The sequence below is a fragment of the Fundidesulfovibrio agrisoli genome, from assembly GCF_022808715.1.
In the GTDB taxonomy this organism is placed as follows: Bacteria; Desulfobacterota; Desulfovibrionia; order Desulfovibrionales; family Desulfovibrionaceae; genus Fundidesulfovibrio; species Fundidesulfovibrio agrisoli.
In genome coordinates, this window is record NZ_JAKZKX010000016.1 from 68,319 (window position 1) to 86,560 (window position 18,242).

An 18,242-nucleotide genomic window follows, 5' to 3' on the forward strand; every position below is an offset into this window, starting at 1 on the left:
CCTCCAGCCCTTTCGGAAGATGGTTGGCAAACCAGGACGGACAGCCTGATTGCGTGATAGCGCGAATGCGCCGCGAAGGTCCAGATAAAGAGAAATTGGTGGGCGACGCGCCGGACAGGTGCGCGGTCATGGGGGCGCATCCTCCAGCCGGGGAGGGCGGAATCGCGGGAGCCTTCGACCGGTGGGGGACGGCAGGCAGCGAGGCCGGTCCTCCGGAAGCGAACGGGCCGTCCTCCTACGGGAGGCTCCCGAAACATCAGCGCCCCGCGCCCCCCGGTGGGGGCGCGGGGCGCTGCGCAATCGTGTCGCGCGCGGCCGTCGCCGGGCGCGGCTATTTCTTGATGGAGGTGACGATGGCCTTGTCCAGCCCAGGGTAGGACTCCAGGATGGCCTTCCTGGTGGCGAACAGCTCGCCCTGCCTCTGCTCGAAGTCCGCCTTGGAGTAGAGCTTCTCGGGCTGCAGCAGGATGGACTCAACCCCGCGCACGGCCCTGGGCACCTTGAGCCCGGTGGCCTCGCAGATCTCCCAGTCCTCCAGGTCGCCGCGCAGGATGGATTCCAGGATGTTCACCGTGTCGTGCAGGGTGATCTTGTGGTAGTGCTCGCCTTCGCCCACGCCGCCGGTGTTCAGCAGATAACAGTCGATGTGCGGGTTCCACTTGAGTATCTCATGGAACAGGTGGGCGTGCTCCACCCGGTCGCCCGCCAGGAAGGGGTCGTAGAAGAAGACGTTCTTGATCTTGCCCGCCTGGGTGGGGTCGCCCGCGGAGGACTCCATGGACTGGCCCAGCACCATGAAGGCCGTGGCCTGCCAGGGCGAGAGCTTGGCCACCGCCGGGATGGTGGGCCCGCGCGTGATGATGAAGAGGTTGTCCACCTCGTTCACCGCGATGAAGCGGGCGGCGTGCATGAAGTCGCGCCGCTCGATGACGGCGCGCCCGTTGGAGGTGCGCTCGATGTTGAAGAAGTCGATCCCCTTGTCGGCGGTGACGTGCACGTTCTCCAAGTAGGCGTCGGGCTTGAGCGCCCCGTAGAAGGTCTCGATCTGGTCGCTTGGGGTCAGGCCGTCGGTCTTGGCGTAGATGCCGCCCTGCTCGAAGCCGTGGAAGGAGCCGTCGCGCTTGAGGATGCCGCCGTCGTCCTGCACCAGCCATGATTCCTCGCCGATGTTGCGGGCCAGCACCCGGCAGGTCAGGGAGGTCTTGCCGTTGGCGGAGAGCGCCACGAACAGCGAGGTCTTGGTCTGCATGTCGCCGTTGCTCATCTGCAGAGTGTCGCGGCGGCAGCCCGAGTGCAGGAAGATGCCCTCGCGCCCGAGCTTGGCGCGCCAGTCCTCCCCGGCGAACACGCCCTTCTTCCACTCGCCCAGGTAGCTGGAGTTGCGCACGAACTTTATCATCCGGCCCGATTCGCCAAGCGCCAGGCGGATGGTGATGTCCTTCTCGGGCAGCACCTTGCCCGCGTTGCCGGCCCAGAATTCGTCATGGAAGAAGATCACCTGGTAGGTCGGGTCCGTGACGTCGTTGACGCGCGGGCCGAAGAGCTTGAGCCCGCCGTAGGCGATGTGCGCGAAGCGGCGCGGCACGATGAGCCGCGCGGTGATGGGGGTGGCCTCCTCGCGGATGAGCACGTCCAGGCAGATCAGCGGTTCGCTCTGCAGGATGGTCACGGCCTGCTGGAGCAGGTCGAGCTCCTGCTGGCCGAATTCGTCGTCGATGTTGTTCTTCGTGAAGGGCTTGGCCCGGGAGGTGGGCTCCGTGATGGCGACGAGGTTGCCGTAGACCGTTTCGAAAACGTCGGGTTCCTGAAGGCTTATGCGCCGCAGGCGGTCCGGCCCCGGGTTATGGACGATGCGCTCGTCATCGGCCGCCTGGGTATAGATTGTTTTGGCTGCCTGCTCGAACTGATCGAAAATATGCATGGTGCCTCACTGGGTTGGTTGGGGCGATTCGCCCTTGTACATCATTTCACGAAGCCATGCCAAGCCTCGAGGCGGGTTGCAATTGGCCCCGCCCTGACTTAGTGCGGGATATCAGGTTGTTGGCGAAGCACGCCGGGGAGGTCTGGTATGATCGTGGTCACCGGGGGAGCCGGGTTCATCGGAAGCGCGGTGGTCTGGAAGCTCAACGCGCTGGGGCAGGGCGACGTCCTGGTGGTGGACGCCCTGGGCTCGGGCGAGAAGTGGCGCAACCTCCCGGGCCTGCGCTACAACGAATACCGCCACAAGGACGACTTCCGGCGCTCCCTGGCCCAAGGGGGCAACCCCATGCGGGTGGAGGCCGTGGTGCACATGGGCGCATGCAGCGCCACCACCGAGCGCGACGCGGACTACCTCCACGACAACAACACCCGCTACAGCCTGGAGCTGTGCCGCTGGTGCCTGGAGAACGGGGTGCGCTTCGTCAACGCCTCCAGCGCGGCCACCTACGGCGACGGGTCCCAGGGCTTCCAGGACGGCTCCGAGGGGCTGGAGCGCCTGCGCCCCATGAACATGTACGGCTACTCCAAGCACCTTTTCGACCTGGCCGCCAAACGCGAGGGTTGGCTGGACAGTGTGGCCAGCCTGAAATTCTTCAACGTCTACGGCCCCAACGAATACCACAAGGGCGAGATGCGCAGCGTGGCCTGCAAGGCCTTCGAGCAGATCAGCGCGGGCGGGCCGGTGCGGTTGTTCCGCTCCCACCGCGAGGGCTGGGAGGACGGCGGCCAACTGCGCGACTTCGTCTACGTCAAGGACTGCGCCGAGGTGGTCTGCTGGCTGCTTACGCACCCGGAGGTGGGCGGCATCTTCAACGTGGGCACGGGCAAGGCCCGCAGCTTCCGGGACCTGGCACTGGCCGTGTACGCCGCCATGGGCGAGAAGCCGCGCATCGAATACGTGGACATGCCCGAGGCCATCCGCGACACCTACCAGTACTTCACCGAGGCGCCCATGGACCGCCTGCGCGAGGCCGGGTACCACGCGCCGTTCACCTCCCTGGAGGACGGCGTGGGGGACTATGTGCGGGGGTATCTGGCCGGGGGCTCGCCCTGGCTGTGAGGGCGAGCGCTAGAAGATGCGCTCGAACCTGATGCTCAGCCGCGCGGCGGCGTCCATGATCGCCTCCCTGAAGGTGGAGGCGATGATTCCCAGCCTGTGCACTGTTCCGGCCAGGGTTTCGGGGCTTTGGACGGTGATTCCGTCGATGGTTTCGCCGTACCTCCCGCTATCGACAAGAACAACCCGGCATCTTTTCATCAGGTGCGGCAGCAGCTTGCGGTGATAGCGCTCGAATCTCCCTCCCGTTCCCCAGATGAGCACCGAGTCCTGCGGCCCCAGCGCGGCGTAGGCCGCCAGCGCCTCCGCCAGTTCCTCCCAGGCCTCTAGAAGCTCGGCGCAGTCCAGCGCGATCCTCCCCAACACCTCGTTGCAGCCCGTGGCCGGGATGCGGGCCAGATACCCCTCCAGCAGCTCGCGGAATTCCGGCAGGAAGTGGCCGCGCATCCCTTGCGCCCCGCTGTTGGCCCGCACGGCGTTTTCCAGCCGCAGCCCCTTGGCGATGGCCAGCACGGTCCGGCGCATCTCCTGGCTGAAGTGGGCCTCCATGAAGCGCGTGACCACGTGGTTGCCGGTCTGCTGGATGTCCACGTGCATCAGGTCGCGTTCGAAGGGCTCGCAGGAGCGCAGCTCGTCCAGAACGATTTCATAGGAGGGGAAATAGCGCAGGGGCTGGCCCGGATACCCCTCGATGGCGGCCTGCACGGCAACCCGCAGGATGGACTTGCACAGGGAGTTTTCCACGAAGCGGCACTCCGGAATCTGTTCAGCCGGAACCTTGCCCACTTCGCGGGCGTTGAAGCCGTAGCGCTGGGGCGAGACGGTGAAGAGCACCTCCGGCAAGCCGCCCCCACGAATCCGGCGGACGCTCGCCAGGATGGAGCCGAGGTGCCGGAGCTCCTCCTGGACGGTGTTCCTGTGGTGGGAGTACTCCGCCGCCGGGATGCCGTTGGACCTGTTGATGCACAGCCCGCTGGATTTCAGCCTGATGACGTGGGGCGTGCCCGCCGTGACCACCACGTGCGTGCAGCGGCGCAGGGCCTCGCGCAGGGCCAGTACCTCGCGCTCCAGCAGCGCGGCGGTCTCCTCGCGGGTGGTGTGCAGCCTGTGGTCGAAGTGGAACAGGTAGGGGTTGTGCCCGCCGAGGCTGTCCGCATACTCGTGGATGCGCTCGGCGTAGGCCGGGTCCGTGCCGTCGGCGGCCCGGAGCACATGGGCCAATGACTCGAAGCTGTAGCCGAAGGTGGTGGGCAGGTTGCGGAAGCTCTCGATGCCCACCTGGCGCAGCGAGTCGTGCATGTGCGAGGCGAAGCAGGAGCCGAAGCACACGAAGCGGGCGGCATTGTCCGCCACCAGCGGCGTGTGCGGCAACTCCAGCACGCGCTTGGCCGGGTACTGGAGCCAGAAGAGCGTCCTGATGCGCGAAAGCTCGTCCGCGAGGGTCATTTCCATCGCCTGCCTCGGGATGTTGACGGCGGGCGCTACTTGCGCCGCTTGAACAGCTTCTCCAGCGCGGCCTTGTCCCAGGTGGCCACCACGGGCCTGCCGTGGGGGCAGTAGTCCCGGTCCGGCGCGGCGGCCCACTCGCGCACCAGGGCCAGGGCCTCGTCCGGGGCCAGCGCGTCCCCGGCCTTTATGGAGGCCTTGCAGCAGATCATGGCCCAAAGGTCCTCCATCTTGCGGGCCTGGCCAGCCACCAGCTCCTTCAGGAAATCCTTGGCCTGCCCGGTGCTCAAAAGCGGCGGGATGCCCCGCACGGCCACCACGCCGGGCCGCCCGCCCTCAAGCTGGAAGCCCAGGGAGGCCAGCTCGCTCCAGAGGGCGGTGATCTTGCGCTCCTCGGCCGGGTGCAGGGACAGCTCGAAGGGGATGGCCAGGGACTGGCTCTGGCCCTTGCTCTGGCTCTCGCGCATTCTGGAGTAGAGCACCCGCTCGTGGGCCGCGTGCTGGTCCAGCACGGCCAGGCCCTCCCCGGGCAGGCGCAATATCAGATAGGTGCCCGCGATCTGCCCCAGGTATTCCAGCCCGGCGGCCTTGCCGCCCGCGCGGGCGGCCGGGCGCTGCTCCTGCCCGCTCGGGCGGGCGAAGGCCGGGCCGTCCATTTTGGCTGCGGCGTAGTGCGCCTCCCTGTCCCGCAGGGACTGGGCGCCGGAAGGCCGGAAGCGCACCTCTCCTTCATCCGTGGCAACCCGTGGCCGTTCTCCTGCGTCCTCGCCGGGGCCTTCCCATCGCCCCGCCCCTGACGCCTGGTCATCGCCGCGGCGAGTGAAACCGGGCGCGAAATCCAAGTCCGAGGATGCGTCCCGGCCGGCCGGGCGCGGCCAGGCCTCCCCGGCGTCGCCCTCCTCGCGGGCCACCTCGCTCAGATACTGCCGGTAAGTGGCGTACTTGGGGCCGGACGGGGCCTGGGGGGCGAAGTCCTCCCGCTGGGGGGCGCCGGCCGTGCCGAGTTCCAGTTCCTCCGGCCCGGCGTCCGCCAGGGAGGGGCCCTGGTGGTCCAGCACGCGGGTCATGGGGGCGGATGGCGCGCCCAGGTCCAGGGCGCGGGCCACGGCGTTGCGCACCAGGGAGAAGGCCAGCTTCTCGTCCCGGAAGCGCACCTCGGTCTTGGCCGGGTGCACGTTGACGTCCACCTCGCCGGGCGGGGTCTCGATGAACAGCACGGCCACCGGATATTCGCGGGAGAGCATCCGGCCCTTGTAGGCGTCGCGCACGGCGCGCAGCAGCACGCGGTCCTGCACGGGGCGGTTGTTCACGTAGAAGAGCAGCCTGTCGGGCCTGGCCTGCCCGGCATGCGGTAGCCCGGCGAAGCCGCTCACGCGGCAGCCGTGCAGCTCGCCCTCCACCGGGGTCAGGGCCTGGGTCACGGCCGGGGGCCAGACGGCCTGCAGCCGCGAGAGCAGGTTCTGCCCGTTGACGAAGCGCAGCACGGTGCGCTCGCCCACGGTGAGCTTGAAGGCCACGTCCAGGCGGGCCAGGGCCACGCGCTCCAGCACCTCCTGGCAGCGCCTCAGCTCCGTGGCCTGGGACTTGAGGAATTTGAGCCGCGCGGGCACGTTGGCGAACAGGTCGCGCACCTCCACGCGGGTGCCCCGGGTCATGGCGGTGGGGCCTTCCTCGCGGAAGTCGCCGTAGTGCACGTCCATGAAGGCCGCGTCGGGGGAGTCCTCGCTCTTGGAGGCCAGCCTCAGCCGGGAGACAGAGGCGATGGAGGGCAAAGCCTCGCCACGGAAGCCGAAGGTGGCGATGGCCTCCAGGTCCTCCACCTGCACGAGCTTGCTGGTGGCGTGGCGGGTGAGCGCCAGGCGCAGCTCACCCTGGTCCATGCCGCGCCCGTTGTCCTGGATCAGGATCAGGCCCACGCCCCCGCCCTCCAGGGTGACCTGCACGCGGTCCGCCCCGGCGTCGAGGCTGTTTTCCACCAGCTCCTTGACGACACTCGAAGGCCGCTCTACCACCTCACCGGCGGCGATCTGGTTCTGGAGCTTGGGAGGCAATACCCGGATGGTGCTGTAGCTGCTCATACGCCCGCCTCCTATCCGATAGCGCACCGTCCGGCAACGGAGTAGCCATGAGCATTCTGTACAACAAGATGACGGCGGTCATTGACCTCGCCAATATCGTCCACAATTTCCAACTGTTGAACAACCGTTGCGGCGCGGCCGTGCCGGTGGTCAAGGCTGACGCCTACGGCCACGGCCTCATCGAGGTCTGCCGCGCCCTGGCCGATGCCGGCGCCGAGACCTTCGCCGTGGGCACGGTGGAGGAGGGCTCGGCCCTGCGCGCCAGCGGGCTGGCCAAACGCGTCATCTCGCTGCTGGGCCCCCTGGACCAGGCGGACTACGACGCCCTCTGGAGCGACTCCATCATCGGCTTCATCCACTGCCACGAGCAGCTCGACGCCCTGCAGGAGGCCCAGGCCCGCCACACCAGCGTGCTGCCCATCGCGCTCAAGTTCGATACGGGCATGCGCCGCCTGGGCTTCACCCTGGAGGACGTGCCCGCCCTGGCCCGTCGCCTGCGGGACATGGACAACGTCAAGCTGGAGATGGTCAGCACCCACCTGGCCACGGCGGACGAGCCCCAGTCGGCCGACTACGTGCGCGAGCAGGCCGAGCAGTTCAACGCCATCCGCGGCGCCCTGCTGGAGCACGGGCTGGAGCACACGGCCAACATGGCCAACTCCGCGGCCATGCTCACCCGGCCCGACCTTTACATGGACAACCAGCGCGCGGGCATCGCGCTCTACGGCTGCAACCCCCTGCACGGCACGCCCCTTGCCGAGGTGGGCCGGGGCCTCAAACCCGCCATGAGCGTGAAGACGCGCATCCTCTCCGTGCATCCGCTGAAAAAAGGCCAGAGCATCAGCTACGGCTGCACCTACACCGCCGGGAAGAACATGACCGTGGCCATCGTGGCCGCCGGGTACGCCGACGCCTACAGCCGGGGCCTCACCGGCAAGGCGCAAATGTGCCTCAAGGGGCAGCGGGTGCCGTTGCTGGGCCGCGTGTGCATGCAGATGTGCGCCGTCGACGTGACCGGCGTTCCCGGCGCGGCGCACGGCGACGAAATCTGGCTGCTGGGAGGGGAGGGCGAAGGGCGCATCACCCCGGAGGATCTGGCGGGCTGGTGGGGCTCCATCACCTACGAGGTGTTCTGCATGCTGGGGCTGAACAAGCGGGAATACGTCTAGCGGCCAGACGCATTGATCCCCGCTGGCGGAGTCACTGATAATTCAGGCCCGATGCGTATTGTTCCCTACGCATCGGGCCTGATTTTTGTGCATCGTCAACAGGTTGAGAGGACACGCCGCAAGAGGCGATTCCTCAAGAAGCGATTCTTCCGGCGGGCTGTCGGCCTCCACCGGAGCCCTTGCCCTGCCGTGTCTTCGCGCGCACGTCCGGCAGCCTATTTCCCCGCGCGGGCGCGCTTCTTCTCCAGGGTGACGCAGCGGATGCCCTCCCCGGCGAACCCGGGGCCGTAACAGGCGTTGTCCGACACGCACTCGGCGGGCCGCCGGTCGCCCTCGCGCCAGCGCTTCACCAGCCAGGGCTCGCAGATGAGCGGGCGGCACAGGGAGACGAAGTCCGCCAAACCGCCGCGCAGCAGTTCCTCCGCCACCTCGAAGGAGCGCACGCCCCCCACCAGGATCAGCGGGACGGTCAGCGCGCTCTTGCACAGCTTCGCGGCCCGCCGGTAGTATACCTCCGCCTCAGGCCCCTTGATGCGGCCCTTGCGCGCGGGCATGAAGGCCTCGCCCGCGGGCCTGCACCCGCCGGAAAGCTCCACCGCGTCCACCGAGGCGGCCTCCAGCATCTTCGCCACGGCGGCGGCGTCTTCGGGCGTGGGGCCGCCCTCCACGAAATCCTCCGAGTTGATCTTGGCCAGCACCGGGAAATCCGGCCCCACGGCCGCGCGCACGGCGGCCACCACCTCCAGCAGGAAGCGGGCGCGGTTCTCGAGCGTGCCGCCGTATTCGTCGGTGCGCTTGTTCCAGGCCGGGGAGAGGAACTGGCAGAGCAGGTAGCCGTGGGCGGCGTGGACCTGCACCGCGTCGAATCCGGCGGCCTTGGCCCGCGCGGCGGCCCTGGCAAAGGCCGCGACCAGGGCGGCGATGCCCTCGCGGTCCAGCTCGCGGCAGCCGGAGCCGTCCGGCATGGGAATGGGGCTGGGGCCGACGGCGGGCAGGCCGGTGAGCTGCGTGTTGGCCTGAGAGCCCGCGTGGGCCAGCTGCAGGGCGATGAGCCCCCCGGCCTCGTGCACGGAGGAGGCCAGCAGGGCCAGGCCCTGGTTCATGGAATCGTCGTGGATGCCCATCTGCTTGAGCCCGGCCTTGCCCTCCGGGCTGACGTAGCTGTGGCCGCTTATGATGAGGCCCACTTCGCCGCGCGCCAGGTCGGCCACGTACTCGGCCAGGCGCGGGGTCACTGAGCCGTCGTCCGCAGCCATGCCCTCCCAGGTGGCGGAGCGCACGAAGCGGTTGGGGATGGTGAGGGGGCCTATGGTCATGCCGGTGAACAGTTCGGACATGGGGAACCTCCGGGATGTGCGGGGTAAGGAAAGGATACGGAGCGTGCCATAACACGGGGGAGGGGCGGGCGTACAGTCGCGGGCGGGACAGCCGATGCCGGGAACGGGGCACGGTTCCGCACGCGCCACGAAAAAGGGCGGAAGCCCGCGCCCCCGCCCGTCAAAGCATCGTTCCGCCAATTCCGGCGGCTACTTCTTCTTCTCTGCCCGCTTGCCGCGCAGCCACCCGTACCAGGCGTCCAGCCCCTCCCGCGTGCGGCAGGAGGTGGGGAATATCTCGATGTCCTTGTTCAGGGCGCGCATGTGCTTCATGGCGCTCTCCATGCTGAAGTCCACGTAGGGCAGCAGGTCGGTCTTGTTGAGCACCGAGGCCGCGCTCAGGTTGAACATGAGCGGGTACTTCTCGGGCTTGTCGTCGCCCTCGGTCACGGAGAGCAGGGTGACCTTGTAGTCCTCGCCCACGTCGAACTCGGCCGGGCAGACCAGGTTGCCCACGTTCTCGATGAAGAGGATGTCCAGCCCCTCCATGTCGATCTGCTTGAGCGCCTCCAGGATCATGGAGGCGTTCAGGTGGCAGCCGCCCTCGGTGTTGATCTGCACTGCCTGGGCCCCGGTGGCGGCCACGCGGCGGGCGTCGTTGTCGGTCTGGAGGTCGCCCTCGATGACCGCCATCTTGAACTCGTCGCGCAGGTCGGCGAGGGTGCGCTCCAGCAGGCTGGTCTTGCCCGCGCCGGGGGAGCTCATCAGGTTCAGCGCCAGGATGCCGCGCTGGGCGAAAACTTCCTTGAGCTCCTGCGCAAGGCGCTCGTTGGCCTCCAGGACGTTGCGAACCACGGATACTTTCATGTTATTCCGCCTCGATGGATTCGATGTAGAGTTCCTTGCCCGCGAGCACCGTGTGCCCGAAATCCTCCCCGCAGGAGGGGCAGGGGATAAGCAGCCGCCCGTGCTCCTCGGTGGTGAACTCCGTGCCGCAGGAGAAACATTTGTATTTCGCCGGGATGGCCTCGATCTCGAAGATCGCGTCCTCCATGGGCGTCTTGGCCGTGAGGGCCATGAAGCAGGTCTCAAGGGCTTCGGGCACGGTGTTGGTCAGCGCGCCGTGCTTGACCTTCACGCGGATCAGCCGCTTGAGGCCGTTCTTCTCCATTTCCTGGGCGACGATGTCCAGGATGGACTGGGCGATGGACATTTCGTGCATGGTGACACCCTTGTGACCTAAATGGGAGCGAAACTCAAGAGCGCCGCCGCCAGCAAGGCGGGCAGCAGGTTGCCCACCCGGATCTGCGCGAAACCCAGCAGGTTCACCCCGATGCCGAAGATGAGCAGGCCCCCCGTGGCCGTGATCTGGGTGAGCAGGTCCGGCGTGACCACCCCCCGCAGCGCCCCGGCCCCGAGGGCGATGCACCCCTGGTAGAGGAATACCGGCGCCGCCGAGAACATCACGCCCACGCCGTAGGTGGAGGCCAGGGGGATGGAGGCGAAGCCGTCCAGCGTGGCCTTGGTCAGCAGGATGGTGGGGTCGCCGCGCAGGCCCTCGTCCAGGGAGCCCAGAATGGCCATGGAGCCCACGCAGTAGATCAGCGTGGCGGAGATGAACCCGTCGGTGAACATGGCGTTGGAGGAGCGGGTCACGCGCTTGAGCACCCCGCCCAGGGACTCCAGGCGCTCCTCGATGCGCAGCAGCTCCCCGGCGATGCCGCCCAGCACCAAGCTGAAGACGACGACCAGGGGCCTGTCCATCTTGAGGGCCATCTGCAGGCCGATGATGAGCACGGAGAGGCCCAGGCCCTGGAACACGATGCGCTTCACCGATTCGGGGAAGCGGCCGTGCATCATGAGGCCGAGCAGGCTCCCGGCGACGATGGCCAGGGCGTTGGCGATGGTACCCACAGGCATGTTCATGGAGCCCACGGAGCTACCAGTTTGACCAGGGGAGCACAAGGCAATCTTGACACGCGGGGGGCGTGGGCCTAAAGAGGAAAACCCATTTGCCGGGATGGCGGAATTGGTAGACGCAGCGGACTCAAAATCCGCCGGTCGCAAGGCCTTGGGGGTTCGAGTCCCCCTCCCGGTACCAAGATCATAATGGCCTGCGCTTTCATTTGGCGCAGGCCATTTTTCTTTTTCGGGGGCAGTCGTGAGGCCCTGGGATTTGGCTAGGCTCACGGAGTTAATCAATTAAATACAAATCCAGCGCTGGTGAATGGAAAATTATTGTCCGATATCACGGTCTTCGTTGTGATCCGTTCGATAATCCGGGGTGTGTGCAACCCCTCAGATAACGCCGAACTGGCCGGGCCGCTTTCTGGAGGTGCGCATTCTCAACCTGCTTGATTTCTACTGTAAATGTTGTCATTGAATCAATACGGTTGCACGATGTTGTATTGAGCGATGTACGACAAGCTGTCGGAGGCGGCGTCAAGAGCCTGTTGCTCGCTTCGCCCTAACCTGAGGGGGAGGAGTGTATATGACTCTTGCGGAGCGGTGGAAGGAATGGCGGTTCTCCGTACGCTATCGTTTGTTGTTGATAGTGATAGCCAGCGTGTTGCCCATGACCCTAGCCGCGTGTCTCGTCGCCTATACAAATTTTGGACGCAGGCAGGCGGACATAGCCAGCAGCATGCTTGCGTCCACGCGCAGCTATTCCAAGATCATCGATCAGGAACTGCGCGACATCCAGGCCGACCTGGAAATTCTAGCCAAATCCCCACAACTTGCGTCGGGCGATTTCTCCATTCTTCGCGACCGCACCCTGATGGCCCTCGCCAACCGCCCCGAGTCAGACATCATCCTGGCTGACGAGACGGGGCAGCAGGTGTTCAATTCCTATTTGCCGCCAGAAGCCCCTCTGCCGAAGCGCAACGTTCCCGACCGGGTGCGGCGGGTGTTCGAAACCGGCGAGAAAAGCGTCAGCGGTGTCTACAGGGGCGCTGTGACGGGGCGTTACATGATAAGTATCGATGTTCCCGTGATGCGCGCCGGCCGTGTCGTCTTCGATCTGGCGATGACCATCCCTGTCGATCACCTTATCGATGCGCTGATGCTTCCGCCGCTGCCGAAGGAGTGGACGGCGACGATCCTCGACAGCCAGGGCGCCATCGTCATGAGGACCGGCGACCAGAACAGGTTGCAGGGCCAGAAGTTCGACATGCCCGTTACGGAGCACCGCATGAGGGACTCCGCCGAGGGGGTGCTGGAGGATGCCGGATCGACGGGTGAGCCCTCGCTCGTCGGCTACAGCCACTCGAAAAGTTCAGGATGGACGGTGTTCATCAGCGTGCCCAAGGCACTTGTCGAACGTGACTTGTGGCAATGGCTGTATTTGAGCGTCGGGGGCACCTTGTTTCTCGGCAACCTTGGCCTTGCTCTTGCTTTGAGCCTGGGTGACAGCCTGAGCACCTCTCTCGACGAGCTTGCATCCGCCACTCTGAAATTGGGCCAGGGCAATCCCCAAAAGATCAGCGGAATGGATTTGAAGGAGACGCGGATCATCGCGAGTTCGATCACCATGGCCGGCGATCTGCTCATGAAGCGCGACGCCGAATTGCGAAACAGCATAGTTCTGGCAGATAAGCGCGCGCAATTATTGGATACGACTCTGGAGTCGATCGCGGAAGGGCTGTTCGTGCTCGGTGCGGATGGAACCATCCAGCGGCTCAATCAGCAGGCCATGCGGATGTTTCCTTTCCTGGCCGAAGGTGAACGGGTCGAAACCAATGACGGGCACCCTCCATTGGACGTTCTCAGGGACGGCGTGCCCCTTCTGCTCGATGAAATTCCCGCTTTCAGGGCTCTGCGGGGGGAAATTGTAACCGGTGAAGAGCTGTTTTTTTCGGACGGCGCGGAGATCAGGTTCTGGGGCTCCGTGAATGCAGCCCCGATTTACGGGCCGGAAGGATCAATCGCGGGGGCTGTCGTCACTGTACAGGACATCACCAAACGCAAGACGGACGAGGCTTTCCGCGCCGATGTGGAACGCATCGTCAGGCATGACATCAAATCGCCTCTCTTCAGTTTGCACGCCATGGCGGAACTCGCATTCAAGAGAGGCGTGGGAAATCAGTTTGATGACCATGTCCCCCATATACTTCATCAAATACGCAATGTGACCCTGATGGTGGATTCTGTGGACAAGCTTCTTCAGATGGAGGGCGGGGCGTATGAGGTGCAAAAGACCGCTTGCAGTTGCGCGCGATTGTTTGACTCAGTCCGTATGACAAACGACTCATTGCTGGAGCAGTCTGGTGTCACGCTGCTTATGAGTCCGGATGAACATCACCACATTTTGGAAGGCGAGGAGGTTTTATTGGAGGAGATGATCCAGAATCTGGTGAAAAACGCCATAGAGGCATCTCCGAAAGGTGGAGTCGTCGAGGTCACGCACAAGCATGAACGCCTGGGTGATAAGATCGAGTTCCACAATGAGGGGGCGATACCGCTTTGTGTACGCAGTAATTTTTTCGAAAAGTATGTCACCAGCGGCAAAGCGTACGGCACCGGCTTGGGGACGTACAGTGCCAGGCTCATAGCCAAAGCTCACGGCGGGGACATAACGTTTGCCACATCCGATCGCGAGGGAACGACGATCACGGTGACGCTGCCTTGCGGCCGTGACAGCTCCGTGTGCTGCGCGCCTGCGGCAGTTCCGCCGCAGTGTTGACGCGCCTGATCGAGGCGGCCTCCCAAGCCTACCCCACCAGTTGATCCACGCTCACTCCCAGCGCCGCCGCCACCTTGGCCAGCGTGGCACGGCGCGGTTTGGCCGACTTCGCCTCGATCTGCTCCAGCGCGGCTACGGAGGTGCCCATCTTGGCCGCCACCTGCTCCTTGGTCAGACCCAGGTGCTCTCGCCAGGCGCGGGCCAGGCTCTTGCGGCCCGAACCGGCCAATGTTGCGACTTCCTGGGGAATGTTCGTGGTGTCGTTGCTCATGCCCCGGCATAGAACGAAACGGGAGGCCCTGTCCACGCCGTGTCCCCGGCGACGGGCTGTGGTCTTCAGCTGCGTCGTGCGATCCCGGCGGCGCGTGGCCGCAGCCCGGGGCGGCCTGGCCCCCTCCTTCGTGTTTGGATGAGCTCAAAACGCAAGGGCCGCGGCTTCGGCAATGTGCCGTGCCGCAGCCCCGGTGAGCTGTCGCGGCCCTTGGGTGCGCGGGCCTGAGAGGGAGCGGGCCTACTTCGTCATATCCACCACCGTGGCTGTGGGATATTTTGAGAAGTCAGTGAAATAGTGGTCGAACACGAGCATGGTCGGCAGCCCCGCCTTGAGGAAGTACGGTGTCGACTGGAAATACGGCTGCATGATGGCGTTCCAGTTGTTGGCGTCGGACGGCAGCTTGCCATTGGTGAGTATGTAGAGCAGCGAGAGCCAGTTCGGCCCCGAGGTCGTGGTCGTTGTGGCGGCCTTTGGCGCCCCATAGGGCCGGTCGGGCAGGAAGGTGGAGTACTTCTGCCCCCAGTAGCCGTCCGGGAACCGCTTCACGATGAACTTGGGGTTGATGGTGCGCCAATCGCCGCGCTTCAGCAATGCCTTGGCCTTCTGGAAGGCCACGACCTGCTTGCCGTAATCGGTCAGGGCGAAGGTGGTCTGGTTGAGCAGGCCCTTCACATGCTCGATGTAGGCCCAGTCATACCCCGCGGTGTAGGTGTAGCACAGCGCGTCGTAGAGCTGCTGCGGGGTGTGGTAGCCCGCGCCGCCCACGCCGTTCACGGGGAACTTGTCCAGGAACCAGAGGTCCACGCAGGCCCAGAGCTGCTTGGAATTGTATTGGCGGGCCGCGCCGGCGTACATGGCCGTCATCAGGTCCACCGGGTTCTCCTTCAGGAGCTTGGGCGCGGTCTGCGCTCCGGCCCGGGCCACCACGTGGGCGTAGTCCGGGAAGACCATCTCGAACAGGGCGATCTTGTTGTATTGGGCGAAGTAGGAGACGAGGCTCGCAATTTTGGCCGAGACGGCGTCGAACGCGGCCTGCGGGGTCATCCCGCTGGTATCGACGAAGTAGGGCGGGAAGGTGCGGCCGTTGACCACCGAACCGCTCAGGGACTGCATGAGCAGGGCCTCGTCGTAGACCTGGCCGATGAACAGGGGGTCGTTCTTGAGCAGGTCAAGCGTGGCGGGCCTGAGATCCCAGCGGTAGGTGCCGTCGGAGTTGGTGAAGTAGGGCACGTCCGGGACGTAGTTCACCAACTCGGTGTTGAAGAGGTAGCTGAAGTTGTTGGCCCGGCAGAAATTCACGATGGTCATGAGCCCCGGGCCGTTCTCCTCCTCGGGGGAGAGGTGCCAGACGATGAACTGCACCCCCATCGCTTTCAGGCCGGTGAGGAAGGCCGGATTGCTGATCTGGGCGCTCCAGTTGTCGGCGTTGACGCCGAAGTGGTAGGTGGCGGCTTTGGCGGCGGGGGCGGAGAACAGCAAAAAAGCCGTCAGCAGGACACTGAGAACCATAGGAATCAAGGCGTGTGGCTTGGTTCGCATGACCGGATCTCCTCTCATCAAGATTCCCGGCGAGGCCCTGCTGGTTACGCAGTTTCGGAAAATTCCCCACCGGCTTCCCCAGGGTGTGGCTCCCCAGCCGCGAGGTACTCCACTGAGACATGGCTCGAACCGGGCGAACAGGCCGGGCAGCCTGCGGCGCGGTGTCGGGATCACGCCTCGGCCGTGCCCATTCGCGACGGCGCGGCCGGTATCCGGGGAACATGCTCTGAATGATAAGCCGGAAATGTCAAGGCGGAAGAGGCCCCCGGAAAGGAGTTCCGGCCCGGGAAGGGTACCGCGGCTATATCTTGTAGAAAAATTCCATGCGCATGGCCTTGAGGGCCTTGTAGAGCAGGATGGGCCCCACCACACCCGCGGCGAATCCCAGCGCGAACTGCACTGCGAAATCTTCCACGCCGAACACTTTGCGCAGCATGATCCGCGTTCCGGCGGTGAACAGGGTGTGCGCCACGTAGATGTGGATGCTGGCCGCGCCCAGGTAGGCAAGGCCCCGGGCCAGGGCCCCCTGGCCCAGGGCCAGCAGCATGGCCGTGGCGCCGGATATCCCGAAGGCCACGGCCGTGAAGGTCAGGATGCTCTGGTACAGGGGCAGGTGCAGCTCCCAGGCCGCGTCCGCCGTGGCCACGAACTGCACGGTCATGAGCCCGGCGGCCAGCACCAGCAAGGGCAGGGGCTTCGGTTCGCGCGGGGCCAGCCGCACCAGCGGGGCGCTGGCCACCCCCAGGCAGAAGTACAGGAAGTGCGTGCAGAAAAGGAACAATATCTTGGGCATGAACACCAGCCCCTTGATGGCGAACAGCGCCGAGGCCACGCCCACCAGCACGGGGACGCCCAGGGGGATCAGCAGGGCGAAGGCGGCGAAGAACAGGAACAGCTCGTACAGGAACCAGAAGATGTCGTAGGGTTCCCAGAACATGTAGAGGATCTGGTACAGCTCCGCAGGAGCGTTGCCCTGCACCGGGGACACCGCCCGCAGGGTCCAGACGATGAGCGACCAGACCACGTAGGGGTAGATGAGCGCCCTGGCCTTGCCCAGCGTCAGGGCCAGGCGCCCCCGGCGAAGGCTGCCCACGGCCAGGCAGCCCGAGACGAAGAACAGGGTCTGGGCCGCGAAGGTGTAGTTCCAGTCGTACAGGTTCAGGAAGGCTTGGGGCACACGCATCTCGGCCATGCGCAGCCCCCAGATCACATGCATCGCCACCACCAGCACGATTCCCCAGCCGCGCAGAAGGTCCACGGTCATCAGCCGGGGCTGCCCAGCGGGCTGGACGGAGGGCTGGCCAGCGGGCTGGACGGAGGGGTGGACGGCTCCCCCTGCGTCGTCCATGGGTTCGCATGGCCGCTGCATGACGGTCTCCTGTCGGGTCAGGTCCAAAGCCCTGGCTCCGGCGGAGAACAGGAAATCCGCAGTCGGCAGGATGCTGCCCAGCACCGGAACATAGGCGGCTGGCTTGATGCGCATGGCCGAGTCTCCCCTGATATGGAAGCATGATGCCCGGCGAGGACCAAGGGTTACACGGGCTCAGGCGGAGACCTCGCCGGTGTCCCTCGGGGGGGCTCCATATCTGCGGGGCACGCTTCGAGAAGGTGCTCCAACCCTGGCAAGGCCCGCTGCGTTAGGGGCGGCCGCTGCGGGCGAGCGCAGGCCCATCAGGCAGAATCAGGGGCAGGGGATCGACACGGCAAAGGTCATGGTCGAGGGCTTCGGATGGGGCGGCGTGGTGATCGTGCCGGACTGGAACATCAAGAAGGCGGTCGGACATTGTGCCGGCCCACGGGCATCACCCAGGCGTTCAGGAAATGCCAGGAAGGAAGAGGGCCCCTGGAAGGAGCCCCCGCCGGGCAGGCGTATCGCGGCTATATCTTGTAGACAAATTCCATGCGCATGGCCTTGAGGGCCTTGTAGAGCAGGATGGGCCCCACCACGCCCGCGGCGAATCCCAGCGCGAACTGCACTGCGAAATCTTCCACGCCGAACACTTTGCGCAGCATGATCCGCGTTCCGGCGGTGAACAGGGTGTGCGCCACGTAGATGTGGATGCTGGCCGCGCCCAGGTAGGCAAGGCCCCGGGCCAGGGCCCCCTGGCCCAGGGCCAGCAGCATGGCCGTGGCGCCGGATATCCCGAAGGCCACGGCCGTGAAGGTCAGGATGCTCTGGTACAGGGGCAGGTGCAGCTCCCAGGCCGCGTCCGCCGTGGCCACGAACTGCACGGTCATGAGCCCGGCGGCCAGCACCAGCAAGGGCAGGGGCTTCGGTTCGCGCGGGGCCAGCCGCACCAGCGGGGCGCTGGCCACCCCCAGGCAGAAGTACAGGAAGTGCGTGCAGAAAAGGAACAATATCTTGGGCATGAACACCAGCCCCTTGATGGCGAACAGCGCCGAGGCCACGCCCACCAGCACGGGGACGCCCAGGGGGATCAGCAGGGCGAAGGCGGCGAAGAACAGGAACAGCTCGTACAGGAACCAGAAGATGTCGTAGGGTTCCCAGAACATGTAGAGGATCTGGTACAGCTCCGCAGGAGCGTTGCCCTGCACCGGGGACACCGCCCGCAGGGTCCAGACGATGAGCGACCAGACCACGTAGGGGTAGATGAGCGCCCTGGCCTTGCCCAGCGTCAGGGCCAGGCGCCCCCGGCGAAGGCTGCCCACGGCCAGGCAGCCCGAGACGAAGAACAGGG

The 18,242-nt window shown here is 65.7% G+C and carries 14 protein-coding genes and 1 tRNA gene; 4 read left to right on the top strand and 11 right to left on the bottom strand.

All coding sequences use genetic code 11. The annotated features are described in order from the left end of the window. Positions 1 to 331: 331 nt before the first annotated feature. Complete coding sequence (locus MLE27_RS12345) at positions 332 to 1,921, bottom strand: phosphoenolpyruvate carboxykinase (ATP) (RefSeq protein ID WP_243312381.1); 1,590 nt, start codon at positions 1,919 to 1,921, stop codon at positions 332 to 334. 147 nt (positions 1,922 to 2,068) lie between these two features. Between MLE27_RS12345 and rfaD the strand changes: the two genes are divergently transcribed. Further along, positions 2,069 to 3,040 (top strand): ADP-glyceromanno-heptose 6-epimerase, encoded by a 972-nt coding sequence (rfaD, locus tag MLE27_RS12350; RefSeq protein ID WP_243312382.1) that lies wholly within the window; start codon positions 2,069 to 2,071, stop codon positions 3,038 to 3,040. A 9-nt stretch (positions 3,041 to 3,049) separates the two neighbouring features. On the opposite strand, the gene MLE27_RS12355 is transcribed toward rfaD, so the two are convergent. Both MLE27_RS12355 and mutL read right to left on the bottom strand, forming a co-directional pair. Further along, the gene (locus MLE27_RS12355) at positions 3,050 to 4,483 is read right to left on the bottom strand and encodes a GSCFA domain-containing protein (RefSeq protein WP_243312383.1); all 1,434 of its coding nucleotides are present in this window, start codon (positions 4,481 to 4,483) and stop codon (positions 3,050 to 3,052) included. Positions 4,484 to 4,518: 35 nt separating this feature from the next. Continuing rightward, positions 4,519 to 6,561 (bottom strand): DNA mismatch repair endonuclease MutL, encoded by a 2,043-nt coding sequence (gene mutL, locus MLE27_RS12360; protein ID WP_243312384.1) that lies wholly within the window; start codon positions 6,559 to 6,561, stop codon positions 4,519 to 4,521. A gap of 47 nt (positions 6,562 to 6,608) precedes the next feature. On the opposite strand from mutL, the gene alr reads away from it, so the two are divergent. Next, positions 6,609 to 7,730: an alanine racemase gene (gene alr, locus MLE27_RS12365; protein ID WP_243312385.1), complete on the top strand. Its 1,122-nt coding sequence runs from the start codon at positions 6,609 to 6,611 to the stop codon at positions 7,728 to 7,730. Between the two features lie 215 nt (positions 7,731 to 7,945). On the opposite strand, the gene MLE27_RS12370 is transcribed toward alr, so the two are convergent. The 4 genes from MLE27_RS12370 to MLE27_RS12385 form a co-directional block, all read right to left on the bottom strand. Then, a complete protein-coding gene (locus MLE27_RS12370; protein ID WP_243312386.1) occupies positions 7,946 to 9,067 on the bottom strand; it encodes an NADH:flavin oxidoreductase in 1,122 nt (373 codons plus the stop codon). Positions 9,068 to 9,256: 189 nt separating this feature from the next. Then, positions 9,257 to 9,913 carry a hydrogenase nickel incorporation protein HypB gene (gene hypB / locus MLE27_RS12375; protein WP_243312387.1) on the bottom strand — a complete coding sequence of 219 codons (657 nt, stop codon included), beginning with the start codon at positions 9,911 to 9,913 and terminating at the stop codon, positions 9,257 to 9,259. A gap of 1 nt (position 9,914) precedes the next feature. Continuing rightward, positions 9,915 to 10,268, bottom strand: a complete 354-nt coding sequence (locus MLE27_RS12380; RefSeq protein WP_243312388.1) for a hydrogenase maturation nickel metallochaperone HypA/HybF — start codon at positions 10,266 to 10,268, stop codon at positions 9,915 to 9,917. 17 nt (positions 10,269 to 10,285) lie between these two features. Then, a complete protein-coding gene (locus tag MLE27_RS12385) occupies positions 10,286 to 10,972 on the bottom strand; it encodes a DUF554 domain-containing protein (RefSeq protein WP_243312389.1) in 687 nt (228 codons plus the stop codon). Between the two features lie 88 nt (positions 10,973 to 11,060). Between MLE27_RS12385 and MLE27_RS12390 the strand changes: the two genes are divergently transcribed. Together MLE27_RS12390 and MLE27_RS12395 are read left to right on the top strand one after the other, a co-directional pair. Next, positions 11,061 to 11,147 (top strand) — tRNA-Leu (locus tag MLE27_RS12390). A gap of 390 nt (positions 11,148 to 11,537) precedes the next feature. Beyond that, positions 11,538 to 13,730, top strand: a complete 2,193-nt coding sequence (locus MLE27_RS12395) for an ATP-binding protein (RefSeq protein ID WP_243312390.1) — start codon at positions 11,538 to 11,540, stop codon at positions 13,728 to 13,730. Positions 13,731 to 13,758: 28 nt separating this feature from the next. Here the strand turns inward: MLE27_RS12395 and MLE27_RS12400 are convergent, their stop codons facing one another. The 4 genes from MLE27_RS12400 to MLE27_RS12415 all read right to left on the bottom strand — a co-directional run. Next, on the bottom strand, positions 13,759 to 14,001 hold the full coding sequence (locus MLE27_RS12400) for a helix-turn-helix domain-containing protein (RefSeq protein ID WP_243312391.1): 243 nt from the start codon (positions 13,999 to 14,001) through the stop codon (positions 13,759 to 13,761). A 240-nt stretch (positions 14,002 to 14,241) separates the two neighbouring features. Next, the gene (locus tag MLE27_RS12405) at positions 14,242 to 15,543 is read right to left on the bottom strand and encodes a hypothetical protein (protein ID WP_243312392.1); all 1,302 of its coding nucleotides are present in this window, start codon (positions 15,541 to 15,543) and stop codon (positions 14,242 to 14,244) included. A gap of 301 nt (positions 15,544 to 15,844) precedes the next feature. Continuing rightward, the gene (locus MLE27_RS12410; protein WP_243312393.1) at positions 15,845 to 17,026 is read right to left on the bottom strand and encodes an acyltransferase family protein; all 1,182 of its coding nucleotides are present in this window, start codon (positions 17,024 to 17,026) and stop codon (positions 15,845 to 15,847) included. A gap of 395 nt (positions 17,027 to 17,421) precedes the next feature. Next, positions 17,422 to 18,242: acyltransferase family protein (locus tag MLE27_RS12415; protein WP_243312394.1), on the bottom strand; the 821-nt coding region annotated here is incomplete at its 5' end.